Raw genomic sequence first — 17,809 nt, 5'->3', positions numbered from 1 at the left:
ACCTCTCGTGCGAATGGAGTGACAGAGTCCGCATCATAGGAAGCCGGCATCTTGTCCGCAAGAAGGCACCTTTTCGTGGCATAGTTACCGCAAAGTAACCACTCGCGAGCCATCACGTGTCCCCACTCCCTTGCCCCGCCTACCGGGTGCTGCGGCTGCTGACCGGTAAATGGAAACCGGCCATCCTGTTTCATCTGCGCAGCCAGACCCTGCGTTTTGGCGACCTGCGCCGCTGCCTGCCCGAGGTGAGCCAGAAGGTGCTCACCGCCCAGCTCAAGGAGCTGGAGAGCGACGGCGTCATCACCCGCACCCTCCATCCCGATGTGCCGCCCCGGGTGGAGTATGCTCTGAGCCCGCTTGGCGTCGCCCTGCTGCCCCTGCTACAGCAGATGCACGACTTCGCGCTGAGCCATGTCGACCTGCTGGTGCGGGCCGGGGATGGCCCGGCGAGCGAGCCACACTCAGCTGTCATTGAACGGGGTTAGTCTGGCGCCGACCAGACCATCACCCACTCGGCGCAGCCGGTGTGGGTATCCTGCTTTTCACCCTCGATCTGAAAGCCCTGAGATAGATAGAAGTCGCAAGCGGCCAGGTTCTGCCGGTACACCTGCAGTCGCAGGGCCGGCCGCTGCCGTTTGGCGTGGGCCAGCAGGGCCTTGCCATAGCCGCGTCCCTGCTGCGCCGGGGTAACGAAGATGGCGGCCAGGGTCTCTTCATACAGGGAATAAAACCCCAGCGCAGCACCATCTTGCCAGAGCACATGAGAGTCGGCGGCGGGCAGGTAGGTCTCCCGCATCGGCGCCAGGTTGGCGTGCCAGTAAGCCGGGTCGATGAAGTGGTGGGCCTGCAAAGAGGCTTCCAGCCAGATGGCGAGGACGGCCTCGGTGTCGGCCGGGGTAAAGGGGCGGATCTGCATGGGTGTCTCGTCTGGGTTCGTCACAAGAGGGGGCATGGTAACAGCGCCAGCCTGGCCGTCACCCGGCGGTTGGCCAAAGTGGCGCCCCCATAACAAAAAAGGCGACCCGCGGGTCGCCTGTTGCCGCTTAACCGGCGTAGGGGAGGGAGGAGTGGTGCAGCACTATGCGCACCTTGCCGTCGTCCCCCTTCTTGAAGCCCCAGGTCTTGTCGACCGTAGTCTCCTTGTTGTCCCTGTCTATCAGGTGAACCTTGCCCATGGTGAGGGCCATGTCGCCGTTGATATAGACGGCGGCGTTGTCGTAGTTGTAACTTTTCCAGTTCTTGAGGGCGAAGCCGGTGTCGGCGGGATAGGCCTGATTGTTGCCGACGAAGTAGGCCAGCGCCCCTTCCTGGTTGAGGCGGAAGGTCTGTTCGCCCCCGGCCAGGGTGGGCTTGAACAGGACAGGGCCATTGTTGTAGCCGTAGGCACTGTCGAGCACGGCAGTGGCCGTCGTTTTGGCCTTCGCTATGCCACCGCTGCGGTAGTCGTCGCTGATCTGGATCAGGGCCTTGCCCCAGGCATCCTGCGCGGCCTTGATCTCGGCTTCGGTGATGTTGTTGTTGGCGATCTCGGCGGCGCTGAGGGAGCCGCTGGCGGCGAGCAGAACGAGGACAAGGCCGGATTTCTTGGTGAACAGCGTTTTGGTGAACAACTTCATGCGGTCATGACTCCAGGTTGGGTTTCGCGTTAAGGAGACCGGAGTTTATCTGTCGGCGATGAATAAAAATTGAACCACCCGTTCAGTCGCGAGTAGGGAGGGATCGGCATAGCTCCCGCCTCCTCTCCTCTCAGTCTCACATGTCCCTCCTCAACGGGCGCGCAGCAAGCTGCGGCTGGCCGGGGTTGCCGCCAGCAGCCGGTAGGCGAGCAGGGAGAGGGTGATCAAGGCCGGTACCTTCAGCAGTTCCCACCAGAGCAACTTCCCCTGCGGGCCAAAGATCATCAGCCACACCACCAGCATCATGTGCAGGCAGTAGAGACCCAGTACCCTGGGTGCCTGGCGTTCCAGCCAGCTGCCACTGCCCCAGCCAGGGTTGGCCAGCAGCAGGCCGAACAGGCCCAGGCCCCAGGGGAGCGAGCCGAGCAGGAAGTCGTGGCGATTGAGGGGCACGTCTGCGAAGTACAGCAAGCCCCAGGCTTCCAGTGCATAGATCCCCATACCCACGCTCAACAGCAGGGCGCTGCGCCGGGTGTCCGGCCGCCAGTGACGGGCCCGCAGCTCGGCGCCCAGCGCCACGAAAATCAAGGAGAAGAAGGGACCGTTGCGGGTCAACAGTGCCCACTCGCCCTCCAGCAGCGGCTGGCCATAGGAGCCGCCGAGCAGGGCCAGCAGGTAGAGCAGGACACCGAGCACCAATGCCAGCCGTGGCAGCCCAATCCTGTGACACAGTGCCTGCAGCAAGACGGCCAGCATCAGGGCGGGCAGGAACCAGAGGTGGATCATGCCACCCACCCACCAGGCATTGAGGGGATCCCCCAGCTGCATCTGCCACTGGCTCGCCATGGCCGGCAGGTAGCCTTGCTCAATCGCCGCCAGCGGGTTGAAGGGCATCAGCAGATAAATGAGGCTCCACACCAGCCAGAGTCCCAGCAGAGGACGGCAGTAACGCAGTGCTGCCGTCATGGGGTTGCCTGCGGCGAGGGCAGGTTGCAGAAAGTAGCCGGCGCAGAGAAAGAAGAGCGGTACCGCGAAACGGCACAGCTGGTTGATGATGCCCCCCAGCCAGAAATAGAGGGTGCCGTCCCACAGGGCGGGATCGAACGGATTGCTGAAGGGGGAGAGGTGAATGGTCATCACGGCCATGATGGCCACTACTCGCCCGCACTCTATGCTGGAGATGCGCATTATGCCTGTTGCCGTCTGGAGTCGAGGCCGCACCCTAACAGTCGCGAGCGGCCCCTATCCAGTCACGGCGCCGACAAGTGTGACCCCCATCGGCAGCCGGTTACCCTTTGTTACTTCGGCGGCGAGCGGGGTTACCGCCCGTGAGAGCCGGATCCCCCTTTGGTGTCGGTAAATGGGCTAGAGCAGAGCGACCAGCACAGTGGCGACGGCGCCTGTCAGCAGCAGGGCTATGCCTCTGCCGGCCGGGCCGTGCAGCTTGTTCCACATCAGCAAACTGGTGAGCGCCAGCAGCAACATGGCCAGCGCCGCCAGATCGCCGAACAGCTGCCAGGAGAGGCCGGTACCCATGCCGCGATGCAGCCGGTTCAGGCTGGCGGCAAAGTTGGCCTGCTGCAATTCGGTGCGCACCAGCAAGGTGCCCGCCACATAGCTGGCGGCGACACTCTGGCTGAGGGTGACGCCGCGCATCTCCCAGCGGGCCGGCAGTGTGAGAGGGCCAGCCGGGGTGGGCAGGGTCTGGGCCGGGGTGATCATGGCGCGGCCTTCCTCGAAACTGTCCGGATAGTGCCGTTGCAACAGGGTTTTCAGCTCGTCCGGGCTGGCCAGCGGCGCGCTCAGCCCTATCTCCTCGCTCGACTTGTCGGTATGGGGGCCGGGAATGGGGAGCACGGCCCTGTGTTGCAGCCACAGGCCGGTCAGTCCGTAGAGCAGCATCAGGGTGAGGGTGGCAAAGCCGGCCCAGGCATGGATGCGGCGCACCCATTTGTTGTTGTGAAGAGGGAGTTTTTTGCGTTTCATATTTTGCGCTTCATAAAAATCTGGCCAGCAATCGCTGGCCAGGGGTCATCTGTGATGAAAGGAAGATCAGAAACGGTAGGCTGCGCTCAGATTCAGCTGGCGGGGCGTGCCCGGCAGGATCTGGGAGGCACTGGTGGCGCTGACGAAGTAGTCGTGGTCGGTCAGGTTCTCGGCGCTCAGCTGGGCTTCCCATTGCTGCCAGCGGTAGCCTGCGCGGGCATCGAAGCGGGCATAGCCGGGCAAGGTGGTGGTGTTGGCGTTGTCGGCGAAGCGATCGCCTACCGCAGTCACGCCGGTTTCGCCGAACCAGCCCTGCTGGCCGCTCTCATAGCCGGCAAACAGCTGGCCGTTCTGGCGGGAGACGTTCATCGGCCGCTTGCCCTGCAGATCCGCATCCGCCTTCACCTGCTCGGCATCCTGGATGGCGATGCCGCCGCGCAGGTAAAGCTCGTCGGTCAGCTGGGCGCGGGCACTCAGCTCTATGCCATCTGTGCGTTGCAGGCCGGTGAGGGTCACCTTGGTGGGATCCAGCGGGTCCTTGCTGCGCTTGTTGTACATCTCCAACCGGTAGAGAGAGAGGGTGGTCGCCAGGCGGCCATCCAGCCAGTCGCTCTTCACGCCACCCTCATACAGCCGGGTGTTCTGGGGATCCAGACTGTTGTTCTTGTCCCCCGGTGTAATGCCGATAAGCTCCCCGCCAACCGGCGTGAAGGTCTTGCTGTAGGAGGTGTAGAAGGCGTGATCCTCGAGGGGATTCCACACCAGCCCCAGCCGTGGGCTCAGGCTGGTGACCGAAAGGGTCTCTTCCTTGTTGAGGTCGTTGCGGCGGCTGGTGACGGTGAAGTCGTCGCGGCGCAAGCCGCCTACCAGATGCCAGTCACCCAGGCTGAGTTGATCCTGCAGATAGAGGCCGTAACCGCGCACCTTGTGGTTGGCGTCGCTGGATAACTTCATGGCGCCATCATAGGTGGGCAGTGAGCCCGGATCGTAAAGATTGCCGGCCGGGATGGGGCTGGCGTTCTGGTAGAGCTTGGGGGTGCGCTCCTGCCAGTTCCGCTCCAACCCGATCAGCAGGCGATGTTCGACGGGGCCGGTCTGCAGCTGGCCTTCGGCCTCTGTGTTGCTGATCAGGCTGTTGGCCTTGAGATCCTGCTGCCAGCGGGCACGGGTGACCTGATCCCCTTTGACGCTAGTGACATAGGTGTTGTCGAACTGGCTGTCGAGGGTGCTGTAGCCCAGCTGCTGGCGCAGTTGCCACTGATCGTTGATGTCCCAGGAGAGGCGGGAGCGAGTGGATTGCGCCACGTCGTCGATAAAGTCGCGGCGAGTATCGCTGTAGACATATTCCTTCGGCACGTCGGCCGGACGGCCATTGACGCCGGGAATGCCGCGATCCGGGGTGCGGTCGTGGGCATTGCGCTCGTACTGTACCAGCCAGTTCAGCTTGTCGCTGATCTCCCAGTTGGCGGAGGGGGCCAGCAGGGTGCGCTTGCTGGTCACGTCGTTGCGAAAACTGTCCTTGTCTTCCTGTGCCAGGTTGAGGCGCAGCTGCACCCGTTCACCCGCCTCGGCATTGAGGTCGGCGGCCACGCGCCTGGTATCGAAACTGCCCACCAGGGCGGTGACGCTGGACTCCTGGCCCTTCTGCGGTTTCTTGCTGACCCGGTTGATGATGCCACCCGTGCTGCCACGGCCGTACAGCACCGCCGCCGGGCCCTTGAGCACCTCGACCCTCTCTATGTTGCCGAGATCCCGGGTGTACTGCATGTCATCGCGAAAGCCGTCCAGATAGAAGTCATTGCTGGCACTGAAGCCACGGATATTGACGCTATCGAAGCGGGTGTCACCGCTGGCGTTGACCCCGGGAATACCGGTCAGGGCCTCGCTCAGGGTGGGTTGGCCGAAGGCGGTCAGTTCGCTGGCCTTGACGCTGTCGATGGCCTGGGGAACAAGCTTGGCCGGGGTGTTGGTGCGGGTCGCGGTGGCGACCTCTTCATGCTGGCTGCGTTTGCCGACGACCGTCATGGTCTCGTCTTCGGCGCGGGCGCCGGCACTCAGGGCCAGCAGAGCCACGCCCAGCAGGGCGCGTGGGTGATTCGGTGTGTACATGTTGCGTGTTGACTCTTGAGGAAGCGACCTGATGGTCTGAACTTATTGATTTATTTATAATTATTGGTTTCTCTCATTTGAGAGGATGCTAATGATATTGATTTTCATTAGCTCTGCAACATAAAGATGTGATGCAAATATGCAGGGGGATCGGATGGAGCGCACATGACGTCAGGCCCGTGTGGCTGGACGAGTGACTGGGGGTTGAGGGTATGGGTAGAAAAGTCCGGTGCTATGGCGCCAGTTGCTTGCCCAGCACCAGTCGCGGAGCCGGATCCGTCTGCAGTGGTATCTCTTGCAGCGGCGTGCCCTGCAAGTGGCGGTGGATGATGCTGGCCGTCATCCGTCCCAGGGTGTCATAGCTGCTGATGGTGCTGACGGTACAGTCGTGTTGGACAAACTGCTCGGCGCTGCAGATGGTGGGGATGCCCGCCTCGTTGAGGGCGGCCAGCAGCTCGGGGGCGATGGAGAGCAGATAGCTGTCGGCGGCAAGGAAGACGATGCTCTGTTTCGCATCCTGCTGCAGGCGCTTGAGCTCGTTTGTGAGCCGCCGTTTGTCCGGTGCTATGCGCCAGGTCGTGAGGTCCCACTGGTAGCGCTTGGCTTCACGCAGCAGCAGTTCAGCGGTCAGCAAGGTGTTCTGCTCGCGGGGGTTGAAGGGCAGCAGCAGCCCCTTGCTGTTGGGCAGATGTTTGCGGGCGTTGGCGAGCTGGAGTGCCATGGGCACCAGGTTGCTGGAGCCGGCCACCATGGGGTTGTCGCTTCGCTCTTCTGACAGGATCCCGGCCCCGACAGGGTCAGAGACTATATTGAAAATCAGTGGCTTGCGCTCACCGATCAGACTCTTGACCATGGTGGTGGCCGTGGTACCGAAGCTGTAGATATAGTCGTATTGGGCGAGGGAGGGCAGCAGTTGCTGGCGCAGCAGTGTCGCCAGGGCAGAGCGATCCTGATTGGCGTTGAAGGTGATGAAGCTGGGGTTGTATCCCAGCCGGATCAGTTCGGCACGAAAGCCCCGCTCGGCATCGGTTTCACCGCGCCACAGCACCATGGCGATGGTCAGCGCCTGAACGGGAAGGGTGAGCAACAGGCAGCAGCAGACAAGCAGGCGTAACAGCATGGTGATCTCCTCTTCATGGTTCTGTTGAGCCTAGGTCATGGCTGGATGCCGGGTTGACAGGGGGCCACAAAAAAACGCGCCGGCATAAGCCAGCGCGTTGTTTTTCTTGCTGAAAACCCGACTTAGAAGTCGTAACGGGCCGCCAGCTGGAAGTCATCCTTGTTGGCGGTTGCCTTACCGGCAACGCTGTCCAGGTTGTTGATGCGGTACTCGCCGATGACGCGCAAGTTCTTGTTGAACTTGTACTGGGCGCCCAGGGTGTAGTAATCCAGATTGTCTTTCTTGGTACCCGCCTTGTCCTGTTCCTGCTTGTTCCACAGTGCCATCAGGCCGAAACCGTTCTCGAAGTTGTAACCGAGCGCGGCTTCCCAACCTGTGTGGTCGGTGCCGGTGGCCAGGAAGTCAGTGCCGTCGGCATAGCTCAGGGCGGCATAGACTGCCTTGTTGTCGTATTTGGCGGAGATGAGCCACAGCTTGGCATCTTCTTCACCGCTCTTGTCACGGATCCCCACGTTGTAGGCGGTACCCAGTGCCAGGTCGAACGGGAAGGTGTAAGCCACGGCGGCACCGTAGGCGGCATCGCTGTCCTTGCTGGTGGTCTCTTCGGTATCACCGCCATCGAACTTGTAGCTGGTGTCTATCTGGAAGCCATTGAACAGGCCGGAGTATTTCAGCACTGAACCGGCACGGTTGGTGGCGAAGGTGTCGGTCTTGGCGCCGAGGGCTTCGTTGCCATAGCCATCGGAGAGGGAGACGTCAGTCCAGTCGGCCAGGAAGCCGGGGGCTCCCTTCTGGCGACCGAAGGTGATGTTGCCCCAGTCAGCGCCCACACCGGCGAACGCCAGGCGGGTCCGCAGGTTGTCTGAGTTGTCGCTGATGGTTTTTTCGCTGTCATTGATGTACATCTGCACTTCGTACTGGGCCAGCGCCTTCAGTTGGCTGTTGATCTGGCTATCCACCTTGGCGCCGAAGCGGACAAACTGGTTTGCACCCTGCTTGGCACTGTAGTCATGAGTGCCATTCGGGTTGGCAGTGTCGACCCCTTCCTTCTTGTCACCGAAGAAATGGCCAGCGTAGATACGTCCATACAAATCCACCATCGTGGTGTCGTTTTTGTACACTTCAACGGCCTGAGCCTGGAAGGCCGCGGTGAGAGCCAGTGCCACTACAGTCAGCTTTTTCATCTTGATCCCTTGTTGCAAGCTTTTGTTTTAAAAGACGGGGCCATGCTAGGCAGGGGGAATGACGGCGGGGTGACAATCCCGTTAAGTGTCGATGGCGGTTTGATGTCAGTTTGGTGACGGTCCGGGATTTGTGTGACCATCCGCCACTTTTGCGCGCAAAGGTTTGCCCTTGTGATAGAATGCCGCCCGTTTTCGAGCTCCAAAGGTTGGATATGCGATGAGACGTGAACTGGCAATCGAGTTTTCCCGAGTGACGGAAGCGGCTGCACTGGCTGGCTACAAGTGGCTCGGACGTGGTGACAAGAATATCGCCGATGGGGCGGCCGTAGCGGCCATGCGCCATATCCTCAATCAGATCCAGATCGATGGTGAGATTGTGATCGGTGAAGGTGAAATCGACGAAGCCCCCATGCTCTACATAGGCGAGAAGGTGGGGACCGGGCTGGGTGATGCCGTGGATATCGCGGTCGATCCTATCGAGGGTACCCGCATGACCGCCATGGGCCAGGCCAACGCCTTGGCCGTGCTGGCGGTCGGCGACAAGGGTTCCTTCCTCAAGGCGCCCGACATGTACATGGAAAAACTGATCGTGGGTCCCAAGGCCAAGGGGGCCATCGACCTGGATCAGGCCCTCGAGCTGAACCTCAAGGCCGTGGCCAAGGCGCTGGGCAAGCCGCTCTCCCGCCTGACCGTGATCACCCTGGCCAAGCCGCGTCACGACAAGGCTATCAAGGAGATGCAGGGACTGGGCGTGCGGGTGTTTGCCATCCCTGATGGCGACGTGGCAGCCTCCATCCTCACCTGTCTGCCGGACAGCGAAGTCGACATGCTGTATGGCATCGGCGGCGCGCCGGAAGGGGTGATCTCGGCGGCGGTGATCCGTGCGCTGGATGGTGACATGCAGGCTCGCCTGATGCCCCGTCATCAGGTCAAGGGCGACAGCCCGGAAGTGCGTGCGCTGGGCGAGCAGGAAATTGCTCGCTGCGTGGAGCTCGGCATCGATGTGACCAAGGTGCTCAAGCTGGAAGATCTGGCCAAGAATGACAACGTCATCTTCTCGGCGACCGGCATCACCAAGGGTGATCTGCTGGACGGCATCACCAGCGATGGCGTCATGGCGACCACAGAGACCCTGTTGATCCGTGGCAAGTCGCGGACGATTCGTCGCATCAAGTCGATCCACTTCCTGGAGCGCAAAGACAGCGTGGTGCGCGACATCATTCTGTGATGCGCTGACGCTGCTGTTGAAAAAGCCCGACGGCTGTTGCCGTCGGGCTTTTTGTTGTCTGGGAGGTCGCTATTTCAGGGAGCGCCGGGATAAGGCTAAGGGGAATCACGGCTCTTTGCTAGACTGGTTCGCCACGCAGAGGAAAGCGTTACATGGAATGTCGTCAAGGTTGTGGTGCCTGCTGCATCGCCCCCAGTATCAGCAGTGCCATCCCGGGTATGCCCGCCGGCAAGCCGGCCGGTGTGCCCTGCGTACAGCTCGACATGCAGCTGGGGTGCAAGATCTTCGACCAGCCTGATCGGCCGGCGGTCTGCGGGGGTTTTCGACCCATGCAGGATGTGTGCGGCTTTCATCGGGAAGAGGCCATCTGGCTCATCGGTGAGCTGGAGCGGCAGACGGCATAAACCGGCCGCGGCGTAAAATCAGAGCAGAACAGAAAAAAGAGAGGCCGCAATCGCGGCCTCTCTTTTTGGGTGGTATCCGTCAGCGGCAGCAGGGTCAGACGTCGGCCAGCGCCAGGGCCTGACGATAATACTCGTTGGCCTTGTTGGTTAGCCGGCGCTTGTCCATTACCTGGCCAAGGGCGTGGTAGATGGCGGCGCTCGGTGTCTTTGCCACTTCCTGTTCCAGCAGGCGCTGGGCTTGGTCCAGCTGACCCGCCAGCAGATAGATCTGGGCTAGGGCCGCCTCGACACCCGGTTGATCCTGTATCTTCTGCAACAGGGTCAGCACCGGCTGGTAGCTCTCCAGCTTGAGTTTGGGCAGGCGAGCCAGCAACTGGGGGGAGACCTGCTTGCGCAGCGCGTCCAGCCAGAGTTCGGCGGCTTCGCTGTCGGCGCCGAGCTCACGCAGGCGATCGCCGTAGGCGGCCAGCAGATCCGGATCCTGGCGCAGCTTGCGGGGCAGATCCTGCCAGACAGGGCGCAGGGTTTCGAGGGCGTCACTGGCAGCCTTGAGCCGACCGGTCCAGGCCCGATGCAGCAAATCTTCTTCCTGTTTGGGGGTCAGCTTGCCCACCTTGTGCAGCACGGGGATCAGGTCGATGAGGGCCGCCCAGTCCTCGCGCGCCAGATGTACCTGACGCAGCTGATCCAGCACCATGGGATGGCGCGGGTTGAGGGCGTAGACGGATTCCAGCATGGCCAGCGCAGTGTCGTATTGGCCCTGCTCAATTTGCAGCTGGGTCTGGGTCAGGGTCAGTGCCAGCTCGGCCTTGGGGTTCTCCTCCTGCGCCTTTTGCAGATATTGATCCCGGCGGACGTCGTCGCCACGGGCCTGGGCTGCCTTGGCGGCACTCAGATAGTTGAGCAGCGGGGTATCGCTGTTGCTGGCGCCCTTGAGCATCAGCTTCTCGGCCTGGCTGTAGTGACCTTCGGCCATGGCCAGTGTCGCTGCCACCGTCTGCTGGTTGGCCTTGCGGCGCCGGCGCGAACCGTACCAGCCCAGTGTCTTGCGGCGCAGACCGAATACCCTGCCCAGCAGCCATTCGATGACAAGCAGGGCGCCGTAGAACAGCACGGCCAGGATCACGGCACTGGTGACAGAGGACTCTACCGTGTAGTTACCCAGGGCGATCAGCACATACCCCTTGTTGCCGGATGCTTCAGGGCCAAACATCAGCCCGGCTATCATCACGGCCACCAGAACAATCAGACGAATCATGGTGCCCTCCTCAGTTGCTGGCCAGAATGCGTTGCAGGCGCTCGGTCAGCACCTCTTCCAGCATGGCTTGGGTCTTGAAGCGATCCGGATAGGTGAACTGGATCTGCTCGCTCTTGAGCTTGTCCAGCTCGGACTGCATGTAGTGAGTGGCGCTGTTGTCGGTATCGAAATACTGGGTCAGCCAGCGCTGTGCCTTCTCCAGGCTGTCGTCATACAGTGCCTGCTGCTCGCGGTAGACGGCGAGCTGGGCTTGCAGCAGCTTGGTCTTGAGGTTTTCGCGCAGGAAGATCTCCTGCTGCGGGGAGAGCAGGGCTTCCACGGCGCCATCGCGGCGACGTATGGTGATGAAGTTCTCGGTGAACTTGACCCAGTTCTTCTTCAGGTTGCTTTCCCACTCGTCCGGATTGGTGCTGACGGCTTGATCCGGCTCGGTCTTGGCTTCCGGCATGCTGACGGTGGAGAGGGGCAACAGCTCTATCTGGTCAGAGAGGGCGGCCAGTTTCAGAGTCAATCCTTCACGGTCGATGCGCGGCATCCCCTTGAGCTGGGCTATGTCTTCCGCCAGCGCCTTGCGAATGGGCATCAGGCTGGGATCGTTGAGCGCCTTGATCCGCTCGTCGGCATTGCCAAGCAAGGTAATGGCGGAGATGAGGTCATGTTCCAGCCACAACTTGCGGCCCGCCATGCGTACCAGGTATTCGGATTCGGCCAGCATCCAGTCGTTGGGACGCTTGTCGTTGAGATCCAGCACCCGATTCTGCAGACCCTTGAGCTCTTCTTGCAGTTGCTGCTGGGTTTTGCCCAGCGCACTCAGTTGCTCGCTATCCTTGCTGTTGCTCTGATCCAGCTTGTTCATGGCCTCGGCCAGTTGCTGCTTGAGCTGATCCAGTTCCCCCTGCTGGGCCACGGCGCTCTGGTGGCCATGCAGGTAGAGACCGCCAGTCAGGCCGAGGGCCAGCAGTATGGCAACGCCACCCAGCAGAACGCCGGAGCGGCTCTTGCCGCCATTGACCACGGCGGTCGGCTGGGGCTTGACCTGGGATTCTTGTTGTTCAGTCATTCCATCTTCCTCAGTTCCAGAGCGGCCGTCAGGGCCTGGTTGGATGCACCCTGGGCAATCGTGATATGGGTAAAGCCCGCCATCTTGGCCATGTCGGCCACGCGGGGGCTGGGCACCACCAAGAGGCGGTCATAAAGCCAGGGCTGCTGCTGGCCTGGCACCAGCTCCAGCAGCCGTTGCAACAGTTCACCACTGGTAATGAGCAGGCTGTCGAGCCCGGCTGCCTGCCAATGGCGAGTCAATGTGTCCCCGTCGAGTTCGGGGTAGTGGCGCTCATAGGCCGCACAATAGTGCACCAGAGCACCGCGTGAGGCCAGCGTCCGGGCGATAAGATCCCGGCCCCCGTTGCCTCTGAGTATCAATACCCGCTTGCCTCTCACCTGTTGCAGGGCGGGCAGGGCCAGCAGCCCTTCGCTACGGGGATCGTCAGGGCAGCTCGCCTCTATACCGACTTCGGCGAAGGCATCCGCGCTGGCCTGGCCGACCGCAAAGTAGTCAATACTTGGCCAGGTCTGACCAGTTTGCAACAGAAAATGATGAGTGAAATGAACTGCATGCACGCTGACTGCAATGACGATGTCAGCCTGGGGCAGCAGTTCGGGCAGGCGGGGGAGTTCGCTGCCCGCTGCCGTTTCAAGCAGTGGACAGCAGAGCGGTGCGTGGCCGTGCTGGCGCAGCAGTTGCACCAGCTCGGCGGACTGAGCGGCCGGGCGCACCACCAGGGGTATCATGCCCGGTAGACCTCGGCCAGGATAACGTCGGCACCAGCCGCCAGCAGACGCTGGGCCAGGGTGTGGCCGAGGGACTCACCGTCTGCCAGCGGACCGCGGATCTCGTCGTGGATCACCTGACTGCCATCCGGGCTGCCCACCAGACCGCGCAACCAGACCTCATCCCCCTGTACCAGAGCGTAGGCGCCAATAGGGACCTGACAGCCCCCTTGCAGGGCGCGGTTCATGGCTCGCTCGGTCAGCACCCGTATCCGGGTCTCGGCGTGCTCCAGCGGTGCCAGCAGGGTGTGTAGCTCGTGATCGTCGAGGCGGCATTCGATGCCGACCGCACCCTGACCGTTGGCAGGCAGGCTCTGCTCCGGCTCGATGAAGGCGGTGATGCGATGTGCCATCTCCAGACGCTTCAGGCCGGCGGCGGCGAGAATGATGGCGTCATATTCACCGGCATCCAGCTTGGCGAGACGGGTATTGACGTTGCCACGCAGGTCGCGGATCACCAGATCCGGGCGGGAGGCCCGCAGCTGACACTGACGGCGCAGGCTGGAGGTGCCGACCACGGCACCCTGCGGCAGTGCTTCTATCTGGCTGAAATGGTTGGAAACGAAGGCATCGCGCGGATCTTCGCGCTCACAGATGGTGTGCAAGCCCAGCCCTTCCGGGAACTCCACCGGCACATCCTTCATGGAGTGGACGGCGATGTCGGCTCGGCCCTCCAGCATGGCGGTTTCCAGCTCCTTGACGAACAACCCCTTGCCACCCACTTTGGCGAGAGGGGTATCCAGGATCTTGTCACCCTGAGTGCTCATGGGCACCAGCTCGACCTGCAACTCGGGGTACAGGGCTTCCAGCCGGTCTTTGACGAAGTTGGCCTGCCACAGGGCCAATGGGCTCTTGCGAGTGGCAATTTTCAGGGTTCGGGCTGCCATATCAATCAGTTGTTTCATCTTTAGAAGGAAAACGATCTTACCACCCTTTGCAGGGGCTTTCATGGCGCAGCCAGCAAAAGCGGGGCCAAGCTCAAAAAGGGCTGCTGAAAATGATTTTCATTAAGGTGAATTAATTTATTAACTACATGAAATTATTAATTTTTATTGCTTTCCATTGATACTGTTTAGTGGCTTGTCAGAAATAATCCGGTGATTCAGTGCGGGCTTGTTTACCACCGCTGTTTGCATTGTTAACATGATCACACTTTTTTGACGTCTCCCCGTTTTGGTGCGTCATTTCTTACCTTGGTATAGGCAGGGCATTGCTGGTAAAACTCGATACGCTGGTGGCGCGCTACGACGAACTCAATCGTCTCAAGACGCAACGGGCGTTAGGTCTCATGAGTCGCTATGGGCAGCAGGTCTTCCAACTGCTGCCTGTCATGCTGCACTTCAATCATCCCCTGTTGCCCGGTTATGTGGCAGGTGATGTGCCCCACGGCATCTGGAGTTTTACCGCCAACGAGGCCCAGCAGGCCTTCATCCAGGATCTGTGCCAGAACGCCAACTGCCAGAACGGCCTTACTACCCATGACAAGTCGATCCAGGGGCTCTACTCCATGGGCAGCACTTCGTCCATTGGTCAGTGCTGCCACTCGGATCTCGACATCTGGGTCTGCCACGTGGCCGGTTTGTCGCAGGCGCGGCTCGAGTTGCTGGATCTCAAGTGTCAGCAACTTTCCAAGTGGGCCGAGCAGCGGGGGGTGGATCTCAACTTCTTCCTGATCCCCGAAGACAAGTTCCGCCAGTGCAACGACGCCCAGATGCAGGGAGAGAGCTGTGGCAGCGCCCAGCACCTGCTGCTGCTCGACGAGTTCTATCGCAGCGCCATGCTGATCGCGGGCAAGCGCCTGCTCTGGTATCTGGTGCCTGCCGAGTATGACGATCACTACGACGAGTATGTGGACAGCCTGTTTGCGGATGGCAAGCTGAGTCAGGATGACTGGCTCGATCTGGGTGGGTTCAACCGGATTCCGGCCGAGGAGTACTTCGGTTCCGCCTTGTGGCAGCTCTATAAGGGCATCGACTCCCCTTACAAAGCCGTGCTCAAGTCGGTGCTGATGGAGGCTTACTCTCACGAGTATCCCAACACCCGTCTGCTGTCGGTCACCAGTCGCGACTGGTTCCAGCACAACGATGGCATGCACTACCGGCTCGACAACTATTGTCTGATGCTGGACAAGGTGACCAACTACCTCAAGTCCATTGGTGACATGCAGCGCCTCGATCTGGTGCGCCGCTGCTTCTATCTGAAAGTGTGTGACGGCCTCAGCCATCCGAAGGAGGAGCACTCCCCGGCCTGGCGCCGCGAACAGATGACCCAGCTGGTCTCCTACTGGGGCTGGAGCCCGGAGCGGCTCCACCATCTGGATCACCGCCAGGAGTGGAAGGTCGAAGACGTCAAGGTGGCCCACGCCGAGTTGCTGGAAGCCCTGATGCAGAGCTATCGCAACCTGATCCAGTTTGCCCGGCGCAACAACATCAGCGAGTCCATCAACCCGGAAGACATAGGCATACTGTCACGCAAGCTCTACGCCGCGTTCGAGAGCCTGCCGGGCAAGGTGCAGCGCATCAATCTGACCATAGCGCCAGATCTGAGCGAGCCGGATCTCAGCCTGGTGCAGGTGCCCCATGGTCGCCTCAACCGTGCCGGCTGGTATCTCTACAAGCATTCATTGGATCCGGTGGACATCATTGGCCGGGCGCCGCTCGAATATAACGGCTATATCAGCAAGCTGGTCTCCTGGGCATACTTCAACGGCCTGCTGACGCCCCAGTCCCGGGTGCACCTGTTCAATCAGGGCTCGGATCTGCACATCGACAATCTGCACCAGTTCTGCCGCGACCTGTCCGGTACCTTTCCGGTCAAGTATCCCCGCGCTACCAACCTGGCCCTCAGCCGTCCGTGCGAGATCCGTCAGCTCTCCATTTTCCTCAACCTGGAGACGGATCCGACCAGCCACTGGATGGGTCAGGTGATCGAGTTCGACGCCAATGCTGCCGATGTGTTCTCGTTCGGTCGCAATCAGGAGTGTCTGGTGGGCTCGGTGGATCTGGTCTATCGCAACTCCTGGAGCGAGATCCGTACCCTGCACTTCCAGGGCGACGAAGCCGTGGTGGATGCTCTCACCACCATTCTCGGCAAGATGCATCAGGATGCGGCGGCTCCCGAGATGATCGAAGTGTTCTGTTACAGCCAGCACTTCCGCTCTCTGATTCGGACCCGCTTCCAGCAACTGGTGGCCGAGTGCATCGAGTTGCGTCTCGCCCGCGACAAGCTGCAACTGGTCAAGACGCTGGCGCTGGGCCGCGAGAAGTACGGCATCTTCTTCGAACGGCGCGGCGTGTCGGTCAAGAAGCTGGAAAACGCCATCGACTTCTACCGCCATATCTCCCACAACAAGCTGGATCACCTGCCGCTGCGGCTCGACAAGACCCACAGCCAGCATCTGCCCGACATAGTCGATGCCTACGCCAGTGAAGGGCTGGTGCAGTTCTTCTTCGATACCCGGGATGCGGGCACCAACATCTATATTCTGGATGAGGCGAACCGGGTGGAGATCTACCAGCATTTTGCCGGCAACAAGGATGAGCTGGTGCAGGGGGTGAACCGTTTCTATGCCTCCAGTCACGAGCGTTTCAGCGATGCGGGCCAGTTCAGCAACTTCAACTTGCCCCAGTACTACGAGATAGTGCAGATCAACGGCGAGCTGGAGGTGATCCCCTACCGCAGTCAGGGGCAGATGCGTGACAACGCCAGTCCGGCCCGCGAGCTGGGGTCTGCCACTGGCTAGCTCATGTGGCCCGGCGAAGGGTCGCAAGAGAGGCAAACGAACAGCCTCGAACAAATCGAATAGAAAGCGGCCTGCAGAAGCAGGCCGTTGTTTTATCCGTCGTGAACCCGTTTAGGCACTGAGGCGTGCCAGCAGCCAGCTGCGGATGTCGTCAAGCTGGGGGCGGCAGATCTCGTGGCGCATCGGATATTCGTGCCACTCTAGGGTGAGCCCCGCCGCTTCCAGCCGGTTCTTGGCATCCCAGCCCATGGAGAGATTCACCACGTCGTCATAGATGCCGTGCATGTAGCAGATGGGCAGGCTGCGGGCGGCCTCGCTCATCTCTTCGACCAGTTGCTCGGGCGCCGCCAGATAGGTGGACATGCAGAGCAGGCCAGCCAGCCGAACCGGATGGCGCAGAGCAGTGAAGGAGGCGATCACTCCGCCCTGGGAGAAACCGGCCAGCAGGATGCGCTCTGGGGCAAACCCTTCGGCCACCAGCTGGTCCAGCAGGGCAGCGATGCGAGCGGCGGATTCACGCACATGGGACTCAACGGCGCGGTCTGCCGGATCGTCGAAGCTCTTGATGTCGTACCAGCCGCGCATCTTGTAGCCCATGTTGATGGTGATGGGCCGCTCGGGCGCATCGGGCAGCAGATGACGAACCGGCAGGTCGGCAGGCAAGTCCAGTGCGTCCACCAGCGGGGCCAGCCCGGCCCCGGAATCCCCCAGCCCGTGCAGCCAGATCACGGCGTGGCGGGCGTCCTGTGGATGAATGTCAATCATGGGAATACCACTGACTCACCTGCCTGGGTGGTGCAGGCTTTGGTCAGCAGCGCCTTGAGCTCATGGCCGAAGCGGTTGTCGATCCAGGTTTCCCCTTGCAGCTCGAAGTGGAAACCGTTCTCGCGGGTGGCGACCCAGATCTGGTGCAGGGGCTCCTGCTTGTTGATGATGACCTTGGTCTTGTTCTCGAACGACAGGGTCAAGACCCCACCGGCACGTTCACAGTCAATATCCGGATATCCTGCGTCGACAATGTCTTCCACATATTGGAAAAAGGCGTCGGTCAGGGCGTGATACTCGTGATCCTTCATCGGTTTATCCTGTTGCTTTTAACAATGTGAGTGCGATTATAGAGGGCCAAAAATTTTTTCGCAGCGAACCATTATGATTACCCAGCTTACCAAGTGTCTGCTCGCCACTCTTCTGTCTCTTGGTTTGGCCGCGTGTGGCCTGACGGGACCGCTTTACATGCCGCCTCCCGAGCAGCCCCAGACCGAGAGTACACCGCAAGCACAGACGCCTGCGACCGTCGAAGCTGCCCCAGAGGCCGCGCCGCAATAATTTAGG

18 protein-coding genes are annotated in these 17,809 nt (G+C 61.1%); 5 read left to right on the top strand and 13 right to left on the bottom strand.

What is annotated here, in order from left to right; genetic code table 11:
• Positions 1 to 116 precede the first annotated feature (116 nt).
• Positions 117 to 485 (top strand): winged helix-turn-helix transcriptional regulator, encoded by a 369-nt coding sequence (locus ONZ54_RS20295; RefSeq protein WP_271787011.1) that lies wholly within the window; start codon positions 117 to 119, stop codon positions 483 to 485.
• Here the strand turns inward: ONZ54_RS20295 and ONZ54_RS20290 are convergent.
• The 7 genes from ONZ54_RS20290 to ONZ54_RS20260 all read right to left on the bottom strand — a co-directional run bounded on the left by ONZ54_RS20290 (position 482) and on the right by ONZ54_RS20260 (position 8,015).
• Positions 482 to 916 (bottom strand): N-acetyltransferase, encoded by a 435-nt coding sequence (locus ONZ54_RS20290; protein WP_271787010.1) that lies wholly within the window; start codon positions 914 to 916, stop codon positions 482 to 484. The genes ONZ54_RS20295 and ONZ54_RS20290 overlap by 4 nt on opposite strands.
• Before the next feature lie 127 nt (positions 917 to 1,043).
• Complete coding sequence (locus tag ONZ54_RS20285) at positions 1,044 to 1,616, bottom strand: hypothetical protein (RefSeq protein WP_271787009.1); 573 nt, start codon at positions 1,614 to 1,616, stop codon at positions 1,044 to 1,046.
• A 150-nt stretch (positions 1,617 to 1,766) separates the two neighbouring features.
• Entirely contained in the window at positions 1,767 to 2,804 is a 1,038-nt protein-coding gene (locus tag ONZ54_RS20280; RefSeq protein WP_271787008.1) for an acyltransferase, read from the bottom strand.
• 177 nt (positions 2,805 to 2,981) lie between these two features.
• The gene (locus tag ONZ54_RS20275; RefSeq protein ID WP_271787007.1) at positions 2,982 to 3,602 is read right to left on the bottom strand and encodes a PepSY-associated TM helix domain-containing protein; all 621 of its coding nucleotides are present in this window, start codon (positions 3,600 to 3,602) and stop codon (positions 2,982 to 2,984) included.
• A 66-nt stretch (positions 3,603 to 3,668) separates the two neighbouring features.
• Entirely contained in the window at positions 3,669 to 5,711 is a 2,043-nt protein-coding gene (locus tag ONZ54_RS20270; protein ID WP_271787006.1) for a TonB-dependent receptor, read from the bottom strand.
• Between the two features lie 232 nt (positions 5,712 to 5,943).
• Positions 5,944 to 6,831 (bottom strand): ABC transporter substrate-binding protein, encoded by an 888-nt coding sequence (locus tag ONZ54_RS20265; protein ID WP_271787005.1) that lies wholly within the window; start codon positions 6,829 to 6,831, stop codon positions 5,944 to 5,946.
• 122 nt (positions 6,832 to 6,953) lie between these two features.
• Positions 6,954 to 8,015 carry a porin gene (locus ONZ54_RS20260; protein WP_005316211.1) on the bottom strand — a complete coding sequence of 354 codons (1,062 nt, stop codon included), beginning with the start codon at positions 8,013 to 8,015 and terminating at the stop codon, positions 6,954 to 6,956.
• Positions 8,016 to 8,232: 217 nt separating this feature from the next.
• On the opposite strand from ONZ54_RS20260, the gene glpX reads away from it, so the two are divergent.
• Both glpX and ONZ54_RS20250 read left to right on the top strand, forming a co-directional pair.
• On the top strand, positions 8,233 to 9,243 hold the full coding sequence (gene glpX, locus ONZ54_RS20255; RefSeq protein WP_005316208.1) for a class II fructose-bisphosphatase: 1,011 nt from the start codon (positions 8,233 to 8,235) through the stop codon (positions 9,241 to 9,243).
• Between the two features lie 152 nt (positions 9,244 to 9,395).
• Positions 9,396 to 9,647 carry a YkgJ family cysteine cluster protein gene (locus ONZ54_RS20250; protein ID WP_005316205.1) on the top strand — a complete coding sequence of 84 codons (252 nt, stop codon included), beginning with the start codon at positions 9,396 to 9,398 and terminating at the stop codon, positions 9,645 to 9,647.
• 94 nt (positions 9,648 to 9,741) lie between these two features.
• On the opposite strand, the gene ONZ54_RS20245 is transcribed toward ONZ54_RS20250, so the two are convergent.
• From ONZ54_RS20245 to hemC, 4 genes are read right to left on the bottom strand one after another with little or no spacing between them, the layout of a single operon-like run.
• On the bottom strand, positions 9,742 to 10,905 hold the full coding sequence (locus ONZ54_RS20245; RefSeq protein WP_058394809.1) for a heme biosynthesis HemY N-terminal domain-containing protein: 1,164 nt from the start codon (positions 10,903 to 10,905) through the stop codon (positions 9,742 to 9,744).
• A 10-nt stretch (positions 10,906 to 10,915) separates the two neighbouring features.
• Positions 10,916 to 11,965, bottom strand: coding sequence for a uroporphyrinogen-III C-methyltransferase (locus ONZ54_RS20240; RefSeq protein WP_005316199.1), 1,050 nt, complete (start codon positions 11,963 to 11,965; stop codon positions 10,916 to 10,918).
• The gene (locus tag ONZ54_RS20235; protein WP_271787004.1) at positions 11,962 to 12,696 is read right to left on the bottom strand and encodes a uroporphyrinogen-III synthase; all 735 of its coding nucleotides are present in this window, start codon (positions 12,694 to 12,696) and stop codon (positions 11,962 to 11,964) included. Before ONZ54_RS20235 ends, ONZ54_RS20240 begins: the two co-directional genes overlap by 4 nt.
• A complete protein-coding gene (hemC, locus tag ONZ54_RS20230; protein WP_271787003.1) occupies positions 12,693 to 13,622 on the bottom strand; it encodes a hydroxymethylbilane synthase in 930 nt (309 codons plus the stop codon). The genes ONZ54_RS20235 and hemC overlap by 4 nt, the downstream gene beginning before the upstream one ends.
• Positions 13,623 to 13,945: 323 nt before the next feature.
• Here hemC and ONZ54_RS20225 point away from each other — a divergent pair, with 323 nt between their 5' ends.
• Positions 13,946 to 16,477 carry a class I adenylate cyclase gene (locus tag ONZ54_RS20225; RefSeq protein WP_058394812.1) on the top strand — a complete coding sequence of 844 codons (2,532 nt, stop codon included), beginning with the start codon at positions 13,946 to 13,948 and terminating at the stop codon, positions 16,475 to 16,477.
• A 111-nt stretch (positions 16,478 to 16,588) separates the two neighbouring features.
• Here ONZ54_RS20225 and ONZ54_RS20220 read toward each other — a convergent pair whose 3' ends face one another.
• Together ONZ54_RS20220 and cyaY are read right to left on the bottom strand one after the other, a co-directional pair.
• Positions 16,589 to 17,242: an alpha/beta hydrolase gene (locus tag ONZ54_RS20220; protein WP_271787002.1), complete on the bottom strand. Its 654-nt coding sequence runs from the start codon at positions 17,240 to 17,242 to the stop codon at positions 16,589 to 16,591.
• Positions 17,239 to 17,553, bottom strand: coding sequence for an iron donor protein CyaY (gene cyaY / locus ONZ54_RS20215; protein WP_271787001.1), 315 nt, complete (start codon positions 17,551 to 17,553; stop codon positions 17,239 to 17,241). Before cyaY ends, ONZ54_RS20220 begins: the two co-directional genes overlap by 4 nt.
• Positions 17,554 to 17,626: 73 nt before the next feature.
• On the opposite strand from cyaY, the gene lptM reads away from it, so the two are divergent.
• Positions 17,627 to 17,803 carry an LPS translocon maturation chaperone LptM gene (gene lptM / locus ONZ54_RS20210; protein WP_073531790.1) on the top strand — a complete coding sequence of 59 codons (177 nt, stop codon included), beginning with the start codon at positions 17,627 to 17,629 and terminating at the stop codon, positions 17,801 to 17,803.
• Positions 17,804 to 17,809: the final 6 nt, after the last annotated feature.

Source organism: Aeromonas salmonicida (assembly GCF_028355655.1).
Taxonomy (GTDB): Bacteria; Pseudomonadota; Gammaproteobacteria; order Enterobacterales; family Aeromonadaceae; genus Aeromonas; species Aeromonas salmonicida.
The sequence above is the reverse complement of the archived record's forward strand: the minus strand, read 5'-3'. Positions and strand labels throughout refer to the sequence as shown.